Below are 21333 nucleotides of genomic sequence, written 5' to 3'. Positions count from 1 at the left end.
AGACTAATAGCGGCTAGTAGACCTCGATCGAGCGGATGTGGTTGCCCAGGCCCTTGCGGGTAAAGACCGTGCGGGTGCTGGTGGGGTCGTTGGCCGCGCCCATCGCCAGCAGCAGCGGGACGTAGTGGTCGGCGGTGGGGTGGGCAATCCGCGCGCCCGGGCCCTGGTGCAGGTAGTCGGTCAGGGCGTCCACGTTGCCGGAGTGGATGTTGGCCGCGGCCCACTCGTCGAAGGCGTCGAGGTGGCCGGAGAGCTCGGGGTTGCGGAAGACCGCGAAGGAGTGGGTCATGTAGCCGCTGCCGATGACCAGGATGCCCTCCGCGCGCAGCGGGCGCAGCTTCTCGCCCAGGTCCAGCAGGTCCTGCGGGTTTAGGCTGGGCATGGAGACTTGGACGACGGGCACGTCGCCGGCCGGGTACATGGCCATCAGCGGGATAAAGGCGCCGTGGTCCAAGCCGCGATCGGCGAACTGGTGGACGGGCTGGTAACCCAGCAGGCCCGCGACGCGCTGGGCGAGCTCGCCGGCGTCCGGGGTGGGGTAGCGCAGGGTGAAGTACTCCGGGTCGAAGCCGGAGAAGTCGTAGAAGAGCGGGGCGTCGGCCGCCGTGGCGTTGATGGCCACTGGCGCGTTTTCCCAGTGCGCGGAGACCACCACGATGGCCCGCGGCTTCGGCAGGGAGCGCGACCAGTCGTAGAGGTCGTTCATCCAGCCGTGGTTGCCCAGCGCCGGCGGGGCGCCGTGGCTAATGAACAGGGCAGGAAGGGGGCCGTCGGCCGGCTCCCACCGGCGGTGCAGGTGGGTCTCGGGGAGGGCGCGTTCGCGCAGATCGTAGATGGCGCCGGCCGGCCGGGCGGGGTTGAATTCTTCGGCGAGGGTGGGCATGGGGACTCTCCTTTACTTAAAGCGTAAAGTAAGTCTAGCCCACGAATACTTAATCTGTAAAGCGTTTGACGAGAACCAGGTGGCCGTTGCGCTCGCCCTCGTGCTCAAAGCCCAGGTACTGGTAGAGCCGGTGGGCGCGGGGGTTGTCCGGATCCACCGCCAGGGAGATGCCGGGAGTGCCAAGTTTGCGGGCCAGCTCGGTGGCGGCTTGGATGAGCGAGGTGCCAATTCCTTGGCCCTTGTAGCGGCCCTCCACCGCGAGCGCGAGCTCCGGGATGCCCTCCTCGGCGTGGCCGAAGCCGTGGCTCTCCTCCGTGCCCCACATCAGCCAGACACCCCCGGCCGGGACACAGGCGTCCCAGGCGATGAACCCGCCCTCGTTCGGGTTCCACGCCGCTACGTAGTACTCGTAATCCTTATCGAAATGCTCAGAGATCTCGCCGAATTCGTCCCCGAAAGTGTCGGTCAGGAAATTCAGGCGCGCGATGTAGGTGCGATCCGATTCCTGGGTCGCACGCAGCTCGATCTGCAGCTGGTCAGAGTTCTGGTTTAGCTTGTCATCCTGTGTCTGAGAGTCCATGCGCGCCATTGTAGGCCGCGCTAGGCCAGGTGGTAGTTGGCCACCTCGTGTCCAGCGAATTCGCGGGCCACCCCGGACTCGTCCACGGAGCGGAACACGGTGTCGTTCTCGATCGCGAAACGCAGGTTTTCCACCCGGTTAGACGGATCCCCGACTATCGGCCCCGCGGTAAAATAAAAAGTCTCCCCGTTAGTAAGCTTTACCGTCAAAGATTCAATACTCATGTAGTTGAAGCTCCTTGCTCCCGACCGATCGAAGTGCACTACGTTGTTCCCCATAAATTACTGTCCGGGACGCTAAAGAATCTAATTAGAAGGTCCGAATGAGATCTATGCAATAAAGAGGCCACCCCCGAAAGTAAGTACAACCATGTACTCCACTTCGCGGGGGTGGCGGAAGCCGCGGGGTGAGGGAAGGACTAGTCCTCGTCCTCACGTAGGCGGTGCTTGCCCTCGTTATCCGAGTCGTCGGTCAGGCGGGCGGTGTCCTTTTCCGGGAGCTCAGCGGTCTCTGCCTGGTGGTTAGCCAGCTGGGCGTCCAGGGAGCCGAGTAGCTCCTCGTCGCGGTCCACCACGCCTTCTTCCACCTGGGTGGACACCGGCTTCTCCGTGGTCGAGGTGTAGACCAGCGTGGAGCCGGCGGTCTTCTCGTTGCCGCCGAATTCCTCGACGCGCGGCGGCTGCTCCGACGGGGTGTCGTTGCGGCGCAGCCAGTAGTAGACGCCGCCGCCGATAGCGGCCACCGCGGCCACGACCGCCGCGATCGGCCAGAACGCGGAGCGCTGCTGCTTCTTCTGCTTCTTGGCGGCCTGCTTGCGGGCCTTCTTGGCGGCCTTGGTGGCCTTCTTGCGGGAGTCCTGGGCGCGGCGCTCCAGCTGGTCGGCCTTCTTCTGGGACTTCTTGCGGGCCTCGGTGGCGGACTTGCGCAGGTTGGCGGTGGCGGTCTCGGTCTTATCCTTGGCCTTATCCTGGGCGTCGTTCGCCTGGGACTTAATGTCCTCGAGGGCGCGCTCCAGGCGGGCGTGGGCGGCCTGGGTCACGCGGCCGGCTTCCTTGCGGGACTCGGGGAACCAGTCCTGGGTGTGGTTGTCCACCTTGTCCGCGGCCTCCTCCAGAGCGTCGTAAGCCTGGCGGGCCTTTTCGTCCCGGAATTCAGCGAACTGGTTCCACAGGGACGAACCGACTCGGTAGGCCACGTTCAAGCTGCCAAGATTCATGGTTTCTCCTAGGTAAAGGTTTATTAATCGTTCTTATTCCAGCCTAGTCCAGCGTAGTTAACTTTTGGGTGGGGCGGCAATAGGAGGGGGCGAGACCACAGCCGGAGGTAGACCGCTTGGTTCATTTCGGGCCCCGTTTTATTCACCTGAAAATCGGAAATTGCTACAGGTAGTGCGGTTTTAAAGGTATTACGTTTGAAAAGGGCTGGTGCGAAAAATGAACAGCTTGGTACATTTCTCGCTAAGCAAACGCCCACTACCAGCAGAGGAGGTCGCCGTGGTACCCCGGATATCCGCTTCCGCGCCACTAGACCAAAACGAACTGCAGGTCTACCCGGCGCCGGCGCCCCAGCGCACCGCGCTCTCCTTCGAAGTCATCCCGCCCCGCCACGACGCGGATGCCGCCAAGGTCAACGGCCTGCTCGAAGTCTTGAGCTCCTACCGCCCCGACTACATCGCGGTCACCAGTTCCCAGCGCTCCGGGTGGCTGCGCGGCACCGCCGCCTTCATCGAGCGCATCGCCCAACGCACCCAGATGCGCCCGCTCGCGCACCTGGCCTGCACCGCCGGCACCCGCGCGGAGCTCATCGACTGGATCGACACGCTTGTCGATGCCGGCGTGCGCGGGCTGCTGGCCCTGCGCGGCGACCTCGCCCCGGGGCAGACGAGCCTGCCGGCGGGCTACCTGCCGCACGCCGACGACCTGGTGCGGCTGGTCCGCGAGTGGGAGCAGTCCCAGGCCGCCCGCTTCGCCGCCGGGCGCCTGGCCGTGGGCGTGGCCTGCTACCCGCAGGGGCACGCCGAATCCCGCAACGCCGACGAGGACATCGACGTCCTGCTGACCAAGCAGCGCTGCGGCGCCGACTTCGCCATCACCCAGCTCTTCTTCGACGCGGACGATTACCACCGCTTCGCCGAGCGCGCCCACCTGGCCGGGGTGAACATCCCGCTTATCCCGGGCATCATGCCCATGACCAGCGCCAAGCGTCTGGCGCGCATGGGCGAGCTCACCGGCCTGCCCGTTCCGGCGTCCGTCGTTAACCGCCTGGCCCAGGCGCGGGATCCGGCCGAGGAGCACGAGATCGGCCTGGAGCTGACCGCCCAGCTGGCCCGCGAGGTCTTGGCCGGGGGCGCGGGTGGGTTGCACGTCTATACCCACAACAACGCCGCCGTGACCCAGGACCTGCTGGACCGGGTGGGCATCGCCGCCGCTTAAACCGTAATCAGAACGAAAACTTAAGGAGAACACCACCATGACTTCACCGAAGAAATTCCCCGCCGCGACCATCGAGGGCTATCCCCGCGTCGGTGCGAACCGCGAGCTCAAGAAGGCCCTCGAGGCCTACTGGGCCGGGCGCATCGACGAGGCCAGCTTCGAATCCGCCGCCCATTCGCTGCGCCTGGACACCTACGCGCGCCTGAAGGACCTGGGCCTCAACGAGGACTACGCCATCCCGGCGGACGTGGCTTATTACGACCAAGTGCTGGAAACCGCCCTGACCGTCGGCGCGGTGCCGGGGCTGACGCTGGACGATGAGTTCACCCTCGCCCGCGGCAACACCGACAAGGCCCCGCTGGAGATGACCAAGTGGTTTGATACCAACTACCACTACATCGTCCCGGAGATCGCCGACGACCAGGGCTTTAGCGCCCACCCGGACCGCCTGCTCAAGCTGGTGGACGAGGCCCGCCAGGCCGGCCACACCGTCCGCCCCTACCTCGTCGGCCCGGTCACGCTGCTGGCCCTGTCTAAGCCGGCCGAGGGCGCGACTAAGCAGCCCCTGGAGCGCCTGCCGGAGCTGGTCGCCGTCTACCAGGAGCTGCTGGCCGCCCTGCACGTCAAAGGCGTGGAATGGGTCCAGCTGGCCGAACCGGCCGTGGTGGCGGATCTGGCGGTGGCCAGCGACGCCGAACTAGCCGCCCACCTCGCCGCGGCCTACCGCGCCATCCTGGGCACGCAGACCCGCCCGAACGTCTACCTGACCACCCCGTACGGCGCGGCCCGCGCGAGCCTCGACGTCTTGGAGGATTTGGCCCCGGAGGCCGTGCAGGTGGATCTCAGCGTGGGCACGCTCGTCCAGGAGCCGGGCTACCTCGACCGGGTGGCAAAGCTGGCGGCCAAGACCCACCTGGTCGCCGGTCTGGTGGACGGGCGCAATGTCTGGGCGGCCAACCTGCACGACCTGCGGGAGAAGTTCGAGCGCCTGCCCGGGGTATCGGTGTCCACCTCGGTCTCCCTGCAGCACGTGCCGCACACCGTGGAGGCCGAAAAGAACCTGCCCGTGGACGTGGTCGGCTGGTTCTCCTTCGCGGATGAGAAGATCGCCGAGGTCGTCGCACTCGCCGCCGGGCCGGAGGCGGCCCCGCAGGCCTTTGCCAAGGCCGACCGCGCCGTGCGCACCCGCGCCGAATCCACCCGCACCCACAACGCGGACGTGCAGGCCCGCACCGCGGCCCTGCCGGAAGGGGCCGTCAGCCGGCAGCCCGCCTTCGCCGAGCGCAACCGCGCCCAGAAGGAACTGCTCAAGCTGCCAAAGCTGCCCACCACCACCATCGGCTCCTTCCCGCAGACGCCGGAGATCCGGGCGGCCCGCGCGAAGCACAAGGCCGGCGAGCTCAGCGACGCGGCCTACACGGACGCCCTCAAGCAGGAAATCGCCAGCGTGGTAGCCCTGCAGGAGGAACTGGGCCTGGACGTGTTGGTCCACGGCGAGGCCGAGCGCAACGACATGGTCCAGTACTTCGCGGAGCTGCTCGACGGCTTCGTGGTCACCGAAAACGGCTGGGTGCAGTCCTACGGCTCCCGCTGCACCCGCCCGCCGATAGTCGTCGGGGACATCTCCCGCCCGGCGCCCATGACCGTGGAGTGGACCTCGTACGCGCAGTCGCTGACCGAGCGCCCCGTCAAGGGGATGCTCACCGGCCCGGTGACCATCCTGGCCTGGTCCTTCGTGCGCGACGACGTCCCGCAATCGGTCTCCGCGGACCAGCTGGGCGTGGCCTTGGCCGACGAGGTCCGGGACCTGGAGGACGCCGGGGTGGGGATCATCCAGATCGACGAGCCGGCCCTGCGCGAGCTGCTCCCGCTGCGCGCGGAGGACCGCGCCGAGTACCTGGACTGGGCGGTGCGCGCCTTCCGCCTGGTGGCGCTTGAAGCCCAGCCCACCACGCAGATTCACACCCACCTGTGCTACTCCGAGTTCGGCCAGATCATCGACGCCGTGGCGGCGCTCGATGCCGACGTCACCTCCATTGAGGCGGCCCGCTCCCGCATGGAGCTGCTCGAGGACCTGGACGAGAAGTTCCACTCCGAAATCGGGCCGGGCATCTACGACATCCACTCGCCGCGCGTGCCGTCGGTAGAGGAGATGGCGGATCTCATCCGCGCGGCGCTGAAGAACGTGCCGGCGGAGCGCCTGTGGATTAACCCCGACTGCGGTCTGAAGACCCGCGGCTACGAGGAGACGACCGCCTCCCTGCGCAACATGGTCCGCGCGCGCGACGCCGTGGTCTAGCCCGCGATCGCTGAGGGCGTGCCGCCGCACGCGGCGCGCCCTTGCTTCATTATCTATAATGGCGGGCATGACTCAGAAGACCGCTACAGCAACTCTGCACACCAACTTGGGTGACATTGTTATTGACTTGTTCGGTAACCATGCGCCGGTTACCGTAGAAAACTTCATCGGCCTGGCCAAGGGTGACAAGGAATACGCCACCCAGAACGCCAAGGGCGAGCAGTCCGGCCCGTTCTACGACGGGGCCATCTTCCACCGCATCATCGACAACTTCATGATCCAGGGCGGCGACCCGACCGGCACCGGCCGCGGCGGCCCCGGCTACCAGTTCCAGGATGAGTTCCACCCGGAGCTGCAGTTCGATCGCCCGTTCCTGCTGGCCATGGCCAACGCTGGCCCGGGCACCAACGGTTCCCAGTTCTTCATCACCGTGGCTGCCACCCCGCACCTGAACAACCACCACACCATCTTCGGTGAGGTCACCGACGCCCAGTCCCAGGACGTCGTGTCCAAGATCGCCAAGGTCGACACCGACCGCATGGACCGCCCGAAGGAAGACGTGGTCATCGAATCCGTGGAGATCGCCGAGGCCTAAGCCTTAGGCTCCCGCCCGCCCCGCCGCATCAGCCGGCCGGGCGGGCTTTTTGCTATCTCCTTCCTCCTAGCCTTCCCCGTCCTAGCCTTTCGCGTTTTCGCCCCTTGGTTTCACAGAAAGCCCTCGTTTTACCCATGACTTTCGAACAGCACCTGCGTTCCTATTACCGCACCGCCCCGGTCACCGCCTGGATCGTGGCCGCAAACTGCGCTCTGTGGCTGGCCACCGCCGTCCAGTCCCGGTCTGTGACCGACAGCTACTACCACTCCACGCTGGCGATGAGCTGGAGCCTCTGGGGCCCCGAATTCGCCGCCGGGCACTACTGGCAGGCGGTCACCAGCGCCTTCATGCACCTGGGGCTAGGCCACCTGGCGGTGAACATGTTCCTGCTGGTGCTTATCGGGAGGGAGATCGAGACCTACCTGGGCTCGGCGCGCTACGCCCTGGTCTACCTGGCGGCGGTACTGGGGGCCTCGGCCAGCATCGTGTGGATGGCCTTCACTCAGCCGACCGCCGGTGCCTCCGGCGCTCTTTTCGCCCTCATGGTGGTCCTGGTGGCCGTGAACTACCAAAGGCGCACCGATCTGCGCGCGCCCATCGTGCTCGTGGTGGTCAACATCGCCTACACCTTCCTGGCCACGGGCGTGTCCCTGTGGGGCCACCTGGGCGGCGTCGCGGTGGGCGTGGTGCTGGCCCTGTGCGTGGCGGCCCGGAACCCCAAAGTCTCCGGCTGGGGTGTCGCAGCGACTACGGCGGCGGCATTCGTGTTATTGGTGGCGCGAGCAGGCCTTTGGGGATAGGTGCGGCGTGTTATCCACGCGCGCAAGTGTTCGAAAAGATTTCACACCGGTTGTCCACATTGTGGATAACTACATTTTTGTAATTTCCGAACGCTTGTGTGTTTTTCGAATGACAAATCCCAGCGTAGCGATCATTTTTCGAAATTTTAAACCGGTGTGGAAACGGGGAGAAAAGTTATCCACAGGCTGTGGTAAATTCTGTGAATTACGGATTTTCACACTTTTATCCCCAGCCTGTGGATAACTTTTTACCCAACGGTGTCAGTAAAAGCCCTGCTTACACTATTGTAATTTACAAAAGCGCAGGTGAGTGCCCCGGTGGAAAACTTGGGGACACTGTGGAGAACTTTGCGGTGGAGAATCTCAGAGGCGGGGCAGCTGCGTCCAGCGCAGGCCGAGATCCGTGCCGCGGCCGAAGTACTCGTACGCGCGCTCCGTGCCGTCCTGGATGCCGTCGGCGACGTCCTCGCCGCCGGAGGTGATGTCCACGGTCAGCGGCTCCTGGGAGCGGACAGCGGCCACCCACCCGCCGGAGACGTACGCGCCGTCCTCGGTGCGCTCCAGGCTGTCCAGGAAGGCGGCCAGCGCGGCCTGGGCGCTATCGCGCTCGCCGTCGGTGACGACGAGCCGGACCGTCGCCGGGGTGCCGTCGTTGTGCGGGGGATTGTCCCACAGCCAGTCGTAGTCCATCTGATATTCGCGGTTAGTGCTCATGCGCAAAAGACTACGTGAAAAAGGCATGAAAAAAGGCGGCCAAAGGCCGCCTTCGGGGCAAAAGCTTAGCGCCATCCCATGGTCATCAGGAGACCAATGATGGCCAGGCCGAAGCCGATGAGGTAGTTCCACGGGCCGAGCTCCTGCATGAGCGGGATGTGCTGGCCGGCCAGGTAGTTGACCACGATCCAGGCCAGCCCGATGAGCATCAGGCCGAGCATCAGCACGATGTACCACTTGGAGGTGCCCTCCGAGTTGATCTTGACCGGGGTGCGGTTCGCCGACGAGCTGGCGGTCGAGCTGATCGGGGCGTTCTTCGAAATTTTGGCCTTTGGCATGTTCTTTCCTAACTTTGGTGTGCGGGCGGGGCGGATTCGGGCCGGGCTAGTGTTGCGCCACAGTCTAGCAGCGCTACGGCTAGCGGCCCGTGACGAGGGTTTCCAGGTTGAACTCCCAATAACGGACTTCTACCTTGGTGTCCTTGCGGATGGTGTCCCCGGCGGAAACGGAGGCCCAGCCGATCTTGCCGGAGTCCACGGCGGCCCCAGTGCCGATCGGCGGGCCGACGCGCAGGTCCTGGGCGTTGCCTTCCCAGCCGGCCTCGCGCAGGGCTTCGACGGCCTCGTCCTCGGTCTTGCGGGTCAGCTCCGGCGCGGTCATGAGCATGCCGTTGGACACGCGCACCACCACGGTGCTGCCGGCGTCGACCTCCCGGCCCTCGCTCTGGACCTCGAGGACGCGGTTTTCCGGTTCCTCGGAGTCGACCAGCTCGAGCTGCGGCTCGACGTCCAGGGAGTCCAGGGTCTGGCGGGCGTCGCCCCAGTCCATGCCGGTCAGGCGCGGGATGCGCACCTGCTTGACCCCCTGGGAGACGGTTACCTTGACCTTCGAGCCCTTGGACAGCTGGGAACCGGGGGCCGGCGACTGCGAGATGATCTGGCCCGCCGGGACGTCGTCGGAGTCTTCCTCGGTGATGTCATCGGACAGGGTCAAACCGGCCTCGTCGAGCGCGCGGGAGGCCGACTCCAGATCCAAGCCGGTCACGTCCGGGACGTCGGTGATCTCCTTACCGGAGGAGACCGTCAGCGTCACGGTCGCGTTCTTCTGCAACTGGGAACCGGGGCCCGGGTTCACGCGGATGACGTGGTCGCGCTCAATCTCCGGATGGGCTTCCTCGTTGACCGAGACCTGCAGGCCCAGCTCTTCGAGCTCCTGGACGACCTCGGCGCGCGGACGGTTTTCCACCTCCGGCACCTCGACCATCTCCGCGGTCTGCGCGGGCTCGTCCGGGGCCTCCGAAGGCTTCAGGTAGTCCCAGGCGAAATAGCCAATAGCGCCGATAAGCAGCAGCGCCAGCAGAGCCGTGAGCCACTTGATCCAGGCGCTGGTGCCCTCCTCTTCCTCCGCGGCGTGGGAAGCCGGCCGGGTATCGGCCACCGGCGCGCGGTGGGAGGCGGCCGGCGCTTCGGCCTCGGGCTCGACGTGCGCGCGGGCCGCCTGGGTGACGTTGCCGTGGGCCAGGCGGCGCAGGTCCTCGGCCATCTCGTGGGCCGACTGGTAGCGATCCGCCGGGTGCTTGGCCATCGCGGTGAGGATGACCGCGTCCACATTCACGCGCCCGGTCGGCGTGATGGAATCATCCAGGTATTCCGACGGCGGAATGGGATCTTCCTGCACGTGCTGGTAGGCCACGGAAAACGGGGTCTCGCCCTCGAACGGGGTGCGGCCGGTGACGGCCTCGTACATGACGCAGCCCAGGGCGTAGACGTCGGAGCGGGCATCGGCAGCCTTGCCACGCGCCTGCTCGGGCGAAAGGTACTGCGCGGTGCCGATCACCGCGGAGGTTTGCGTCATGGCGGAGGTGGAGTCGTCCAGCGCGCGGGCGATGCCGAAGTCCATCACCTTCACCTGACCGGTGTTGGTCAGCATGATGTTCGCGGGCTTCACGTCGCGGTGGATGATGCCGGCCTCGTGGGAGGCCTGCAGGGCATCCGCGACCGGGGTCAGGATCTCCGCGGCCTGCTCCGGGGCCATGGGCCCGTCCGCGCGGAAGATGTCGCGCAGGGTGCGCCCGTGGACCAGCTCCATGACGATGTACGGGATGGTCAGGGCGTTGTCCTCGACCTCGCCGGTGTCGAAGACGGCGACGATATTCGGGTGGTTGAGACGGCCCGAATTCTGCGCCTCACGGCGGAAGCGCTCGCGGAAATTGGTGTCGTGCGCCATCTCCGGGCGCAGCATCTTGATGGCCACCTCGCGGCCCAGCATGGTGTCCTGGGCCGCGTAGACCTCGGACATACCACCGGAACCGATGAGTTCACCGCGTTCGTAACGATCACCCAGCATTGGTGGTTCCACCCCCTTGTTTGGTGTAATCAGACGCCTGCGGCGAGTTATTGAATAGGTCCTCGATGTTTTCTTCCAGCTCCTCCGTCGGCAGCGACGGGGCCTCCGTCATCTCCGACAGCTCGGGCGTCGGGGTGCCCTGCTGCGTGGTCGGCTGCTCGCGGTGCGTGGTCGGACGCGGCGTGGGCGTTTCCGTGCGCTCGCGGGTCTCCGGCTCCGGCTCCTCGGTCCGGGAGGTTTCGGGCTCCTCGACCTCCGTCTCGGTGACGGTCTCGGCTTCCTCCGTGGACGGCTCCACCCATTCGGTCACGACCGATGGCGGCGTGCTGGTGGGTTCGCTGGAACCGCGGTTGCCGGCCAGCTGCTGGGCCAGCAGGAATCCGCCGCCGACCAGCGCGACGACGATCAGGGCGATGAGCAGGCCGATGCCGAAGTTCGCACCCGCCGAGCCCTTCTTCTTGTCCTTCTTGGCCCGCTTGCTTTCGCGGGCCTTCTCCTGGGCCAAGTGCTTGTCGCGCGTGTCCGCGACCGGGGCCGGGGCCGGCCGCACCGTGGTCGGGTTGGCGGTATCGCCCAGCATCTGGGTCGAGGCCGTCGGCGAAGGCTCGGTGGCAATCGGGGCCACGGCCGCGGATTGCGGCTGCGGCGGGCGCTTGCCCAGCCGCACGGCGGAGACGGCGTTGGCCAGCTCGTTGCCGTCGGCGTAGCGGGTGTGCTGGTCCTTGCGCAGGGCGATGCCCACCAGCTCGCGCACCGGAGCGGAAATATTCGTCGACAGCGGCTCCGGTGCCTGGCTGATGTGCGCCAACGCCACGGAGACCGAGGAATCCCCGGTGAACGGGCGGTGGCCCGCCAGCATCTCGTAGCCGACCACGCCCAGCGAGTAGACGTCGGAGGCGGGGGAGACCTCGCGGCCCTGCGCCTGCTCGGGGGAGACGTACTGCGCGGTGCCCACCACCATGCCGGTGCGGGTCAGCGGGACCGCCGCAGCGGCCTTGGCGATGCCGAAGTCGGTGATCTTGACCCGGCCGTTCTGGGTGATCAGCAGGTTGCCGGGCTTGATGTCGCGGTGCACCAGGCCCATGCGGTGAATAATGGATAGACCGTGGGCGGCCTGCTCCATCACGTCGAGCGCCATCTCCTCCGGCAGGGAACCCTCGCGGGCCAGCATGTCGGCCAGGGACTCGCCGCGGACGTATTCCATGGCGATGAAGCAGAAGGTCGTGCCCACCGGATCATCGATCTCGCGGTAGTCGTAGGTGGCCACGACGTTGGCGGAATCGATGGACTCGGCCGCTTCGGCCTCGTTGCGGAAGCGGGAGAGGAACTCGTTGTTGTCGGAGAACTCCGGGCGCAGGATCTTGATGGCGACCTCGCGGTCGTTGCGGACGTCGTCCGCCAGCCACACGGTGGACATGCCGCCGTGCCCGATGACCCACTGCAGGCGGTAATCATCACCGATGAGCGCCTGGAAGCGTTCTTGGTTATCGGCGTGGTTCATTACTGCTCCCCTCCGTAGGCCTGAAGCATGGCGCGCCCGATCGGTGCGGCCACCTGGCCGCCCGTGGCGGACTGGCCCAGGTTGCCGCCGTCCTTGACCACCACGGCCACGGCAATATCGCGGTCCGGATCGAATGCAACATACCACGTATGCGGGGGCAATCCATCGCCATGCTCAGCGGTACCGGTCTTGGAAGCAAAGGAATTGCCGTCGTAGCCGGACGTGGCTCGCTCGGAGGCGAACATCAGATCCCGCAAGATCGCGGCCGTCTCCGGGGTAATCGCCTCGGTGGCCTCCTTCGGCTTGATCTCGCGGACCTCCTGCATCTGCGAATCCGTGATCCGCTTGATGAGGCGCGGCTCCATGCGCTTGCCCTCGTTGGCTACGGTGCCGGCCATGATGGCGGCCTGCAGGGCGGACATGGTCACGTCGCGCTGGCCGATGACCGACTGGGCGGTGGCGGCCGCATCCGGCAGCTCGCCCAGGTTGCCCGGGGAGGTGTCCACCCCGAGGTCATAGTTTTCGCCCACGCCGAAGGCCTCGGCGTATTTGCGCAGCTCGTCGGCGCCGATGCCCTCGCTCATCTCGACGAAGGCCGTGTTGCAAGACAGGGCGAAAGCCGTCTGCAGCGTCACCGAGTCCGCGCCGCCGCAGGCCTGTTTGTCGTAGTTGGTCAGCTGGGTCGTGGTGTTTGGCAGCGTGATCGAGGCCGCGCCGGTCAGAGTCGACGACGGCGTGAAGCCGTTGTTGAGACCGGCGGCGGTCGTGATGATCTTGAAGATGGAGCCTGGCGGCAGCGTCTCCTGTGTGGCGTGGTTGAGCAGGGGAGCGCCGTCGGCCTCCTGCAGCGCGGCCCAGTTCTCCTCCGCGTTGGGATCTCCGACCACGGAGTTCGCGTCGAAGCTCGGCGAGGAGGACATCGCCAGCACGCGCCCGGTGGACGGCTGCAGCGCGACCGCCGAGCCTTGGTAGCCCGGGGCCACCAGCTGATCGTAGGCCAGCTGCTGGAGCTGCGGATCGATGGTGACCTCGACGTTGGCGCCGTCCGGCTGCTCGCCGGTCAGCTTGTCCAGCCAGTTCTGCTTCAGCAGCGAATCATCGGTGCCGTTGAGGATCTCGTTCTGCGAGGACTCCAGCTGGGACGCGCCGAACTGGGAGGACAGGTACCCGGTCACCGGGCCGAAGGCGGGGGACTGGGTCGGGTAGATGCGCGAGTAGGTCTCGTCCTCCCCGCCGTCGCCGTTGCCGTCTGGGACGGACTGCGCCAGCACGGTGTTGCCGGCGTAGATCTGCCCGCGGGCGATGGTCTGCAGCTGGTAGAACTCCCGCATATTCTTCGGGTTCTTGGCGTACTTGTCCTCGCTGAAGGCCTGTACCACCGTGAGGTTGACCAGCAGGATGGCGGTCAAGATCAGGGAGAAGATAGCGGTTAAGCGAATGGTCTTATTCATCGCTGAGCCTCCTGGACGGCGGGGAACAAGGACGTGCCGGCGCCGGCCTGGGCCTCCTCGGCCGGGCGGTTGGCGGAATTCGAGATCCGCAGCAGCAGCGCCAGCAGGATGTAGTTTGCCATCAGCGAGGAACCGCCGGCCGCGATGAACGGCGTGGTCAGGCCGGTCATCGGCAGCAGCGCGGAGATGCCGCCGACCACGACGAAGACCTGGATGACCAGGGTCAGCGACAGGCCCGCTGCGACCAGCTTGCCGTAGGAGTCCTTGACGCTGATAGCGGTGCGAAAACCGCGGGAGGCCAGCAGCGCGAACAGGATCAGGATCCCGGCGAGGCCGATCAGGCCGAATTCCTCGCCGATGCCGGCCATGATGAAGTCGGAAAAGACCACCGGAATGATGTCCGGGTGGCCCTGGCCGAGGCCGGAGCCGGTGATCCCGCCGGAGGACATGCCGAACAGCGCCTGGGACAGCTGGAAGCCGTTGCTGTCGTAGTTGCCCAGCGGGTCCAGGAAGTTGGAGAAGCGATCCTGGATCTTGGTGGAAATCTGCGCGATCCCGAAGCCGCCGATGGCCACGAGCACCACGCCGATGGCCAGCCAGGACACGCGCCCGGTGGCCATGTAGAGCATGCCCAGCACCGTGGAGAACAGCAGCAGGGCCGGGCCGAAGTCGTTCGACACGCCCATGATGACGATCGCGATGCCCCAGACCACCAGGATGGGCGCGAGGTCGCGCAGGCGCGGCAGCGACAGGCCCAGGAAGCGGTAGCCCGCCACCGTGAACAGCGAGCGCTTCTGGACCAGCAGCATCGCAAAGAAGAGCAGCAGGAGAATCTTGGAAAACTCACCCGGCTGGATGGAAAACGGCCCGATCTTCATCCAGATGCGCGCGTCGGCCTGCGCCGGCTGCGGCCAGACCAACGGCAGCGCCAGCAGGACGAGGCCGACCAGACCCAGCAGGTAGGAAAAGCGGGTCAGCGAGCGGTGATCGCGCACGATGGCCAGCACGGCGATGAACAAAATGAGGCCGGCGATGGTCCACATCACCTGCCGCACGGCCAGGTCGCGGCCCAAGGCCAGATCCAGGCGCTGGATCATGATGAGGCCGATGCCGTTGAGCACCGCCGTGACCGGCAGCATGATCTGGTCGGAGTGCGGGGCCAGCAGGCACAGCGCCCAGTGGGCGACGGCGAAGACCCCGATGAAGCCGCCGATGAGGTAGAGCACGTCCACGGACAAGATATTGCCCTGGGACAGCTCGAGGCTCACCAGCGTGATCGCGAAGACCACCGTGGCCGCTACCAGCAGCCACAGCTCAGTGGTGCGCCCGACAAATTGCTTCAGCATCTAGTTCACCTCCCGGCAGTTCACGCCCGGCTCGCGCCGGAAACCATTGTCCTTCTTGTCATCTTGGTTGTCCGCCTTATCGCGGCAGACCGGCAGCGCGTTATCGGCCAGCCGGGTCAGCTGGCCTTGGACCTCGTCGTAGCTGCCGGAATCCAGGTTGTGGACCACGCCGCGCTCGGTGGCCGGCAGGTCTTCGACCTTGAGCGGGTTGAACCCGGCGTCGCAGGAGCCGTTGCTCAGGCGCAGCGCGCCGTCCTTGCCGAGGCAGGCGACCTGGTAGGTCTCGTGCAGGTCCTTCCCGAAGACCGAGAAGTCGGCGCCGCGCTCGAGCTGGATCTCCTCGTTCGCCCCGGCGGTGGTGACGTAGTAGTTGTTGTCCAGGTAGTTTTTGCCCCAGATGCCGACGCCGGCGATGGCGGCGATCAGCACGGCCAGGACGACCGTGGTGGCGATCCAGGTGCCGCGGGAGCTTTTGCGGCGGCGATCGGGCTCCTCGTCTGCGGCTTCTTCCTCGGTGACCAGGCGGACCGGCGCGGAGGTCTCGCGTGGCTGGCCGGCGGCCTTGTTCGTGTGCGGCTCGATGACCTGGGGGCGACGCTTCAGGGCCGCCGCGCGGCTAGCCGCCGAATCCGGGTGGGTCGGCTCCGGGGTATCGCCGGCCAAAGCACCCACCGCCACCGGCTCGGCCGGCGGCTCGTCGCTTTCGACGACCTCGGCGATGACCATGGTGACGTTGTCCGGCCCGCCGGAGCGCAGCGCGAGTTCGATTAGCCGCTGGGCAGCTTCTTCCACGGCGCCCTGCTTGAGGGCGTCCTCGATGGTGGAGGCCGTGACGGGATCCGAGAGCCCGTCGGAGCACAGCAGTAGCCGGTCGCCGGGCTGCGCGTCCAGCATGAACAGCGTCGGTTCCACCGCGCGGCCGGTATATGCCTTGAGGATGAGCGACTTCTGCGGGTGGGAGGACACGTCGCTCGGATCGAGCTTGCCCTCGTCCACTAGGGACTGCACGAAGGTGTCGTCCTTGGTGATCTGGGTCAGCTTCCCGTCGCGCAGGCGGTAGCCGCGCGAGTCGCCCACGTGGCAGACGCCGAACTGGGTGCCGTTGAACATCATGGCCGTCAGGGTGGTGCCCATGCCCTCGGTCTCGGGGTGGTCCTTGATGTGGTTGGCGATCGACGCGTTGGCGTCGTTAGCGGCGCCGCCCAAAAGCGCCAGCATGTCATTGTCTTCTGGGTCGCGGTTGAGGTGCTCCAGGTGCTCGACCATGAGCTGGGAGGCGACCTCGCCGGCGGCGTGACCACCCATCCCGTCCGCCAGGACTAAAAGATAAGGCCCGGCGTAGGCCGAGTCTTCGTTGTTCTTGCGGACCAAGCCGCGGTCCGAAGCGGCGGTGAAATGTAGTTTCAGCATTAGGCAACCAGCCTTACGATAGTGCGACCCATCTTAATATCCGTTCCCACTTCGATGCGTTCTGCCTGGTCGATGCGCGTTCCCGCGACGAAGGTGCCGTTGCGGGACTCGAGGTCTTCCACGAACCACTGGGAACCGCGACGGAATAGGCGCGCGTGGTGGGAGGAGGCGAAGTCGTCGCCTAGGACGAAGTCGCAGTCCTGCGCGCGCCCCAGCGTGATGTCCTCCAGGGTGCCCAGCGCCATGTGGGAGCCCTGCAGCGGGCCTTCGGCCACGGTGATGTGGCGCGGCTTTTCTTTGCGGTCCTTCCGGCGCACCGCGGCGACGGGGCCGACGCTACTTCCGCCGGTGCGGGCCGCCTTGTTGGCATCCAGCCGCATGGCATTCAAGGCCACCAGGATAAACAGCCACAGTAAGACCAACAGGCCGATTCGCAGCGCGAGTAGCACGAATGAATCCATCGGTGACCTCCTAAAAATTATTGGGGTTTAATTGTCCAGCCCGGTGATTCGCACCTCGATGTGCGAATGCCCCAGGGTGATGACGTCGCCGTCGGCCAGCAGCCAGTTCTCGATGGGCGTGTCATTGACCGTGGTGCCGTTGGTGGACTGGAGGTCCACCAAGACTGCGTCCTGGCCGTTCCAGGTGATCTCGGCGTGCTGGCGGGAGACCCCGGTGTCCGGCAGGCGCAAGTCGGCATCGTTGGAACGTCCAATGATATTGGATCCCTCGTGGATGTGGTAGGTCCGCGAAGAGCCGTCCTGGAGGAGAAGATTCACGCTCGGACCGCTGGCAGCGGGTTCCGCGTCCTCGGGCTCGGGGCGGATAAAGGTCGTCGTGGCGGCCTCGTCAGCAGAATTACTGTTCATCTGGTCCTCCTGGGTTTCGGTTTCGTGGAAAATGGCGTCGAACCCGGTTTCTTCCTCGGGCTCGTGGTCAATGAACGAAGAAACCCGCAACTGGCCGGTGCGGAGTCCGGATTCTTCGGCGATGCGAACGATGACGGGTCCCGCCAGACCCCAGCCGCTGTTGCGGATGAACCGCGACAGCTGGTCGGCCAGGTTCTGCGGGATGTGCGGATCCTGCGAGAGGTTTTCCAGGTCCTTGGAACTGACCCCCACGAGCACCACATTGGGGCTGTAGAGGTTGTCGTCCTCGCCGCGCGTGAGGTTGTCTTGGGCCTCCTGCTTGAGCAGCTCTTCAATCTCGGCGGGCACAACGCGGCCGCCGAAGACGAAGGCCATCCCGTTGTCCAGTCCGCGCTGCAGGGCAGAGTCAAACTTGGCAAGCTTTTCCATGAGTGCCATGCTGCGGTCCTCCTTCGAACGTGGATGTATTCGGCTCTGGTAATAAACCTCAACCATTATAGGCCGCGTATAGCACTAAAACGTAGCCGGAGCCCGAAAAGTTCCCACAATTGATGCGTAGATCTCACTCATTTTCCCGTGCACTAGCTGCGGATTTGTAAGTATGTGGGTATGCCGTGCTATCTTTATCTAGTCGCCAAGACAGACAATACCCAGCCCGGGTGGCGGAATTGGCAGACGCGCTGGCTTCAGGTGCCAGTGTCCTTATAGGACGTGCGGGTTCAAGTCCCGCCCCGGGCACAGCGAGCAGTTGAACAAACTGCACCACCGGAAGTAACAAACTCGAAAGGGTATGTTACCTCCGGTTTCTTTCGTTTTTCAATCTTTGAGGTGCGAAGATTGCACGTGTGAGGATTTAGGGTGTGAATCCCACTGTCGTGGGTTTGATGGGGTAGTCGATGTTGCGGAAGCCTTAGCATCGGCGTGGGTTGTACTCCGTACGTTGTTTCAAAAACGGGTTTCATCAAACGGAACAAAACCTGGGGCACTTCACGATGACATTTCCGTTAGGCTGCACAGTAGGTCCTTGGTTTGTACGGATGGATTAGACACCCTTATTCCTACAAAGCCAAGGACCCCAATATCTTGTGCCACGCCCGAACCCCCGGCGAACTAATCAATGCACCCTAAAACCGGAAGAGCCGGATTAACGCTTATCTAGTGGACGGGGCAAATGTCCTAGTCGAAACCCGAAACGCGGTATTGTCACCTAGTCTCGCGTCCGCTGTTTTGGAAGCATGCCGAATGATGGGGGGTATCTCGTCCCCAAAGCAGGGACAGCGCGCCCAGACAATGATCCTATTGCTATGAAATACGTGCGTCGTTTTATAGGCGCTCAAGAGTTAATCCGGAAAGCAAACCGTTGGTGTTTTTGGATGGCGGGGGACGACTTTTCCCCTTGCGACATATCCAAATCAGTGACCCTCAAAGAAGCCGTCACAGCAGTCCAACAGCATAGAAATAGGAGCACTCGCGCGGCGGCAAAGAAGCTTGCTGATACGCCACACTTGTTCGGCGAGATACGCCAACCTGCCACAGATTATGTAGCTATTCCTCGCCACGTTAGTGAAACCCGCAAATACTGGACTGCTCAAATCAACCCTCCCTCAGTAATCTGCGGCGATGCCAACATGCTGGTATCTGACCCAGACGGGCTTCAATTCGGCTTCGGACCTGACCCCCAGATGGTGGACACCTTGAAACCAGCATCTCGCTGGGGAAGTGAGGTACCTTTCCACCATGCCACGCAAGACCTACACCGAGCAGTTCAAGCGCGACGCAGTCTCGTTGTACGAGTCGACCCCCGGAGCAACGCTCAACGCGATCGCCTCCGATCTCGGGGTCAACCGCAACTCCCTGCGCACCTGGCTCGACGCCTTCGGCACCGGCACCAAGACCAACGCCAACGGTGAAAAAGTCGCCAGCCCCATTGCCGCAGCCAACAGCGCACGCACGCCTGCTGAAGGACTCTCCGACGCCGAACGCATCCGCGTGCTGGAACGCGAAAACGCCAAGCTCCGGGAGGAACGAGAGATCCTCCGCAAGGCGGCCAAATATTTCGCGGAAGAGACGAACTGGTGAACCGCTTCCGGTTCGTTGATGACAACCGAGGCCTCTACGAGGTCAAGCGGTTATGTGAGGTTTTGAAGATCAACCGGTCCTCGTATTACAAATGGAAATCAGCTGCTTCTGCCCGTCGGCGACGCGTCCTTGACGACGCGGTGCTGGGAGCGAGGATCAAGGCCGTGTTCACGGCCGAGAACGGTTGTTACGGGGCGAAACGCGTGACGGCGGCCATCAATTCCGATCCAGCCAACGACGACCTTTTCAATCACAAGCGCACCGCCAGGTTGATGCGCCAGATGGGCCTGTTCGGCTACACCAAAAAACGCCGGGTGAAGACCACCGTGTCTGCGAAACGGGCTCCGAAGGTGCCCGACCTGCTGAAACGCCGGTTCACCGCGGAGAAACCGAACACCATCTACGTCGGCGATATCACGTACCTGCCGATTGCGGACGGGTCGAATATGTACCTGGCCACCGTCATCGACTGCTATTCGCGGCAGTTGACCGGTTTCGCGATCGCCGACCACATGCGCACGGAGTTGGTCGAAGAAGCTCTCACGATGGCCCACGGGGTCCGAGGCAACCTTGACGGGGCGATTTTCCACTCCGATCATGGCAGCGTCTATACCTCTGGACAATACCGGAAGCTGTGTGAACGATTCGGTGTCACCCAGTCGATGGGAGCGATCGGGACGAGCGCGGACAACTCGTTGGCGGAGTCGTTCAACGCCACGCTGAAACGGGAAGTCCTCCAGGACGAGTCCGTTTTCCCAAGTCAGCTCGTATGTCGTCGGGACGTGTTCCGGTGGTGCACGCACTACAACACCAGGCGCTTGCACTCGTGGTGCGGCTACCGCTCGCCGAACGCCTTCGAAGCCGACGGATCAGCTACACTTACTATCGCATCTTGATTAAATCCCCGTGTCCACTTTCCGGGGTTCGGGCCCGTTTATGTGGTGGCCAGTGCTGGCGCATCAACTCACCGTTACAACGCGTCTATCTGCACAAGATCTCGTTTCTCCCCTCCCGCAGTAACAGAGGCAAAAGGGGGATTGCGACTGATATTCGCCCACAGTTCCTGCCAAGAGTCCGATTCCGCTAATGGGCTCAATTCTTCGAGCCGTTCAAAAATGGGGGAGGGCATAGAGATTTTCATGTTCACTTCTGGCATCCAGACCGTGTGCCTTTCTGGGGTTGGACTTCGATCACCAGGGCAAGCTTTGATGATCTCCATAAACGGCCAGCAGTATGCGGTGTCTACGAGCGTTTGAAATTCATCGTCGGAATATAGAGACTTCACAGGAGCCCCGGGAGGGTCGACCATATATCCACTCCAGTGGTTATTTTCGAAATAAGATAGGGAAGCAATCCTTGGGGCAGTGCCACCGACGAGTTGTAGTACTTCGGGTGGCGCTTTACGCAACTGTTTTTTCGCCGTTTTGACGGGAGGTTGGGCGAATCCATTTGTTCGCCCTTTCGCCTCTAGGAGCAATCTCCCTAGATTGTTCGCTGTCGCGCCTTGCATGTAGCCCACGAGGTCGGGTCGTTGGACGTTTCCTATTTTCTGTCCGCTAATTTTCAGTACCGCATCGACGTGCACCAGATGGGGTGTGTTCCACAGCTTCTTGGCAATAATGGCCGGCAGAACCATACCCAGGTAGTAGCTCACTCCACCTTTCTCACTGGGGTCGAGGCGCTTATATGAAAAACTTTGCTCCCAGACACCTGAAGTTGGGTCCAAGCTCGACAGGATCATGTTTACGCGCCATAAAAACTCACGCCACGTGCGCGACGGAGTTCCAAAAACTGCCGAGGTTGCCCCGACTTCTGCGGCGGCCTCGCAGACCTCATCGGATGAGACATCGATAGACAAGGTGCCGTTTGGCGTTGGCCAATAGGAAGGGAATTTTTCAGTTTTGATCTTAACCAGAGGCATGGGATATCTACTTTCATATTAGAAATATCAGTTGATCGCGTATCGCGATTGAGGAACGGTACTTGTCTATATCTCGCCGGAATGAGCTGTAGGCAGACGTCCATCTG

At 64.1% G+C, this 21333-nt stretch carries 19 protein-coding genes, 1 tRNA gene and 1 pseudogene; 7 read left to right on the top strand and 14 right to left on the bottom strand.

Annotated features, from left to right (window positions below):
- Positions 1-13: 13 nt before the first annotated feature.
- From VVR85_RS09360 to VVR85_RS09345, 4 genes are all read right to left on the bottom strand, one after another.
- Positions 14-883: a class III extradiol ring-cleavage dioxygenase gene (locus VVR85_RS09360; protein WP_368520633.1), complete on the bottom strand. Its 870-nt coding sequence runs from the start codon at positions 881-883 to the stop codon at positions 14-16.
- 49 nt (positions 884-932) lie between these two features.
- Positions 933-1463, bottom strand: coding sequence for a GNAT family N-acetyltransferase (locus VVR85_RS09355; protein WP_368520632.1), 531 nt, complete (start codon positions 1461-1463; stop codon positions 933-935).
- Positions 1464-1483: 20 nt separating this feature from the next.
- Positions 1484-1687 (bottom strand): hypothetical protein, encoded by a 204-nt coding sequence (locus VVR85_RS09350; protein WP_070767849.1) that lies wholly within the window; start codon positions 1685-1687, stop codon positions 1484-1486.
- Between the two features lie 194 nt (positions 1688-1881).
- A complete protein-coding gene (locus VVR85_RS09345) occupies positions 1882-2679 on the bottom strand; it encodes a hypothetical protein (protein WP_368520631.1) in 798 nt (265 codons plus the stop codon).
- 277 nt (positions 2680-2956) lie between these two features.
- Between VVR85_RS09345 and VVR85_RS09340 the strand changes: the two genes are divergently transcribed.
- The 4 genes from VVR85_RS09340 (at position 2957) to VVR85_RS09325 (ending at position 7589) form a co-directional block, all read left to right on the top strand.
- On the top strand, positions 2957-3895 hold the full coding sequence (locus VVR85_RS09340; protein WP_368520630.1) for a methylenetetrahydrofolate reductase: 939 nt from the start codon (positions 2957-2959) through the stop codon (positions 3893-3895).
- Positions 3896-3932: 37 nt separating this feature from the next.
- A complete protein-coding gene (gene metE, locus VVR85_RS09335) occupies positions 3933-6194 on the top strand; it encodes a 5-methyltetrahydropteroyltriglutamate--homocysteine S-methyltransferase (protein ID WP_368520629.1) in 2262 nt (753 codons plus the stop codon).
- Between the two features lie 58 nt (positions 6195-6252).
- Entirely contained in the window at positions 6253-6789 is a 537-nt protein-coding gene (locus tag VVR85_RS09330) for a peptidylprolyl isomerase (protein WP_368520628.1), read from the top strand.
- A 134-nt stretch (positions 6790-6923) separates the two neighbouring features.
- Positions 6924-7589, top strand: a complete 666-nt coding sequence (locus tag VVR85_RS09325) for a rhomboid family intramembrane serine protease (protein ID WP_368520627.1) — start codon at positions 6924-6926, stop codon at positions 7587-7589.
- Between the two features lie 363 nt (positions 7590-7952).
- Here the strand turns inward: VVR85_RS09325 and VVR85_RS09320 are convergent, their stop codons facing one another.
- From VVR85_RS09320 to VVR85_RS09280, 9 genes are all read right to left on the bottom strand, one after another.
- Entirely contained in the window at positions 7953-8303 is a 351-nt protein-coding gene (locus VVR85_RS09320; RefSeq protein ID WP_368520626.1) for a hypothetical protein, read from the bottom strand.
- A gap of 65 nt (positions 8304-8368) precedes the next feature.
- Positions 8369-8641, bottom strand: coding sequence for a cell division protein CrgA (crgA, locus tag VVR85_RS09315; protein ID WP_368520625.1), 273 nt, complete (start codon positions 8639-8641; stop codon positions 8369-8371).
- 79 nt (positions 8642-8720) lie between these two features.
- Positions 8721-10649, bottom strand: a complete 1929-nt coding sequence (pknB, locus tag VVR85_RS09310) for a Stk1 family PASTA domain-containing Ser/Thr kinase (protein WP_368520624.1) — start codon at positions 10647-10649, stop codon at positions 8721-8723.
- On the bottom strand, positions 10639-12150 hold the full coding sequence (locus tag VVR85_RS09305) for a serine/threonine-protein kinase (RefSeq protein ID WP_368520623.1): 1512 nt from the start codon (positions 12148-12150) through the stop codon (positions 10639-10641). Before VVR85_RS09305 ends, pknB begins: the two co-directional genes overlap by 11 nt.
- Complete coding sequence (locus tag VVR85_RS09300) at positions 12150-13601, bottom strand: penicillin-binding transpeptidase domain-containing protein (protein ID WP_368520622.1); 1452 nt, start codon at positions 13599-13601, stop codon at positions 12150-12152. The genes VVR85_RS09305 and VVR85_RS09300 overlap by 1 nt, the downstream gene beginning before the upstream one ends.
- The gene (locus VVR85_RS09295) at positions 13598-14947 is read right to left on the bottom strand and encodes an FtsW/RodA/SpoVE family cell cycle protein (RefSeq protein WP_368520621.1); all 1350 of its coding nucleotides are present in this window, start codon (positions 14945-14947) and stop codon (positions 13598-13600) included. Before VVR85_RS09295 ends, VVR85_RS09300 begins: the two co-directional genes overlap by 4 nt.
- On the bottom strand, positions 14948-16357 hold the full coding sequence (locus VVR85_RS09290) for a PP2C family serine/threonine-protein phosphatase (protein WP_368520620.1): 1410 nt from the start codon (positions 16355-16357) through the stop codon (positions 14948-14950).
- Entirely contained in the window at positions 16357-16818 is a 462-nt protein-coding gene (locus VVR85_RS09285) for an FHA domain-containing protein (RefSeq protein ID WP_290223960.1), read from the bottom strand. Before VVR85_RS09285 ends, VVR85_RS09290 begins: the two co-directional genes overlap by 1 nt.
- 27 nt (positions 16819-16845) lie before the next feature.
- Positions 16846-17664, bottom strand: coding sequence for a DUF3662 and FHA domain-containing protein (locus VVR85_RS09280; protein ID WP_368520619.1), 819 nt, complete (start codon positions 17662-17664; stop codon positions 16846-16848).
- Positions 17665-17879: 215 nt separating this feature from the next.
- Here VVR85_RS09280 and VVR85_RS09275 point away from each other — a divergent pair.
- The 3 genes and pseudogenes from VVR85_RS09275 to VVR85_RS09265 all read left to right on the top strand — a co-directional run bounded on the left by VVR85_RS09275 (position 17880) and on the right by VVR85_RS09265 (position 20201).
- A tRNA-Leu gene (locus VVR85_RS09275) sits at positions 17880-17964 on the top strand.
- 497 nt (positions 17965-18461) lie between these two features.
- Positions 18462-18878, top strand: a pseudogene (locus VVR85_RS09270) (type IIL restriction-modification enzyme MmeI); the annotation flags it as partial.
- A gap of 85 nt (positions 18879-18963) precedes the next feature.
- Positions 18964-20201 (top strand): IS3 family transposase gene (locus VVR85_RS09265; protein WP_368520618.1). Its coding sequence is split into 2 segments (ribosomal slippage): positions 18964-19291 and positions 19291-20201, totalling 1239 coding nucleotides; the frame shifts between segments, so codons are not numbered across the junction.
- A 74-nt stretch (positions 20202-20275) separates the two neighbouring features.
- Here VVR85_RS09265 and VVR85_RS09260 read toward each other — a convergent pair.
- Positions 20276-21226, bottom strand: a complete 951-nt coding sequence (locus VVR85_RS09260; RefSeq protein WP_368520617.1) for a hypothetical protein — start codon at positions 21224-21226, stop codon at positions 20276-20278.
- Between the last annotated feature and the right edge of the window lie 107 nt (positions 21227-21333).

Origin of the sequence: Corynebacterium sp. LK2590 (assembly GCF_040946105.1) — a bacterium.
GTDB lineage: Bacteria > Actinomycetota > Actinomycetes > Mycobacteriales > Mycobacteriaceae > Corynebacterium.
This window is presented reverse-complemented; position numbering and strand designations above follow the sequence as displayed.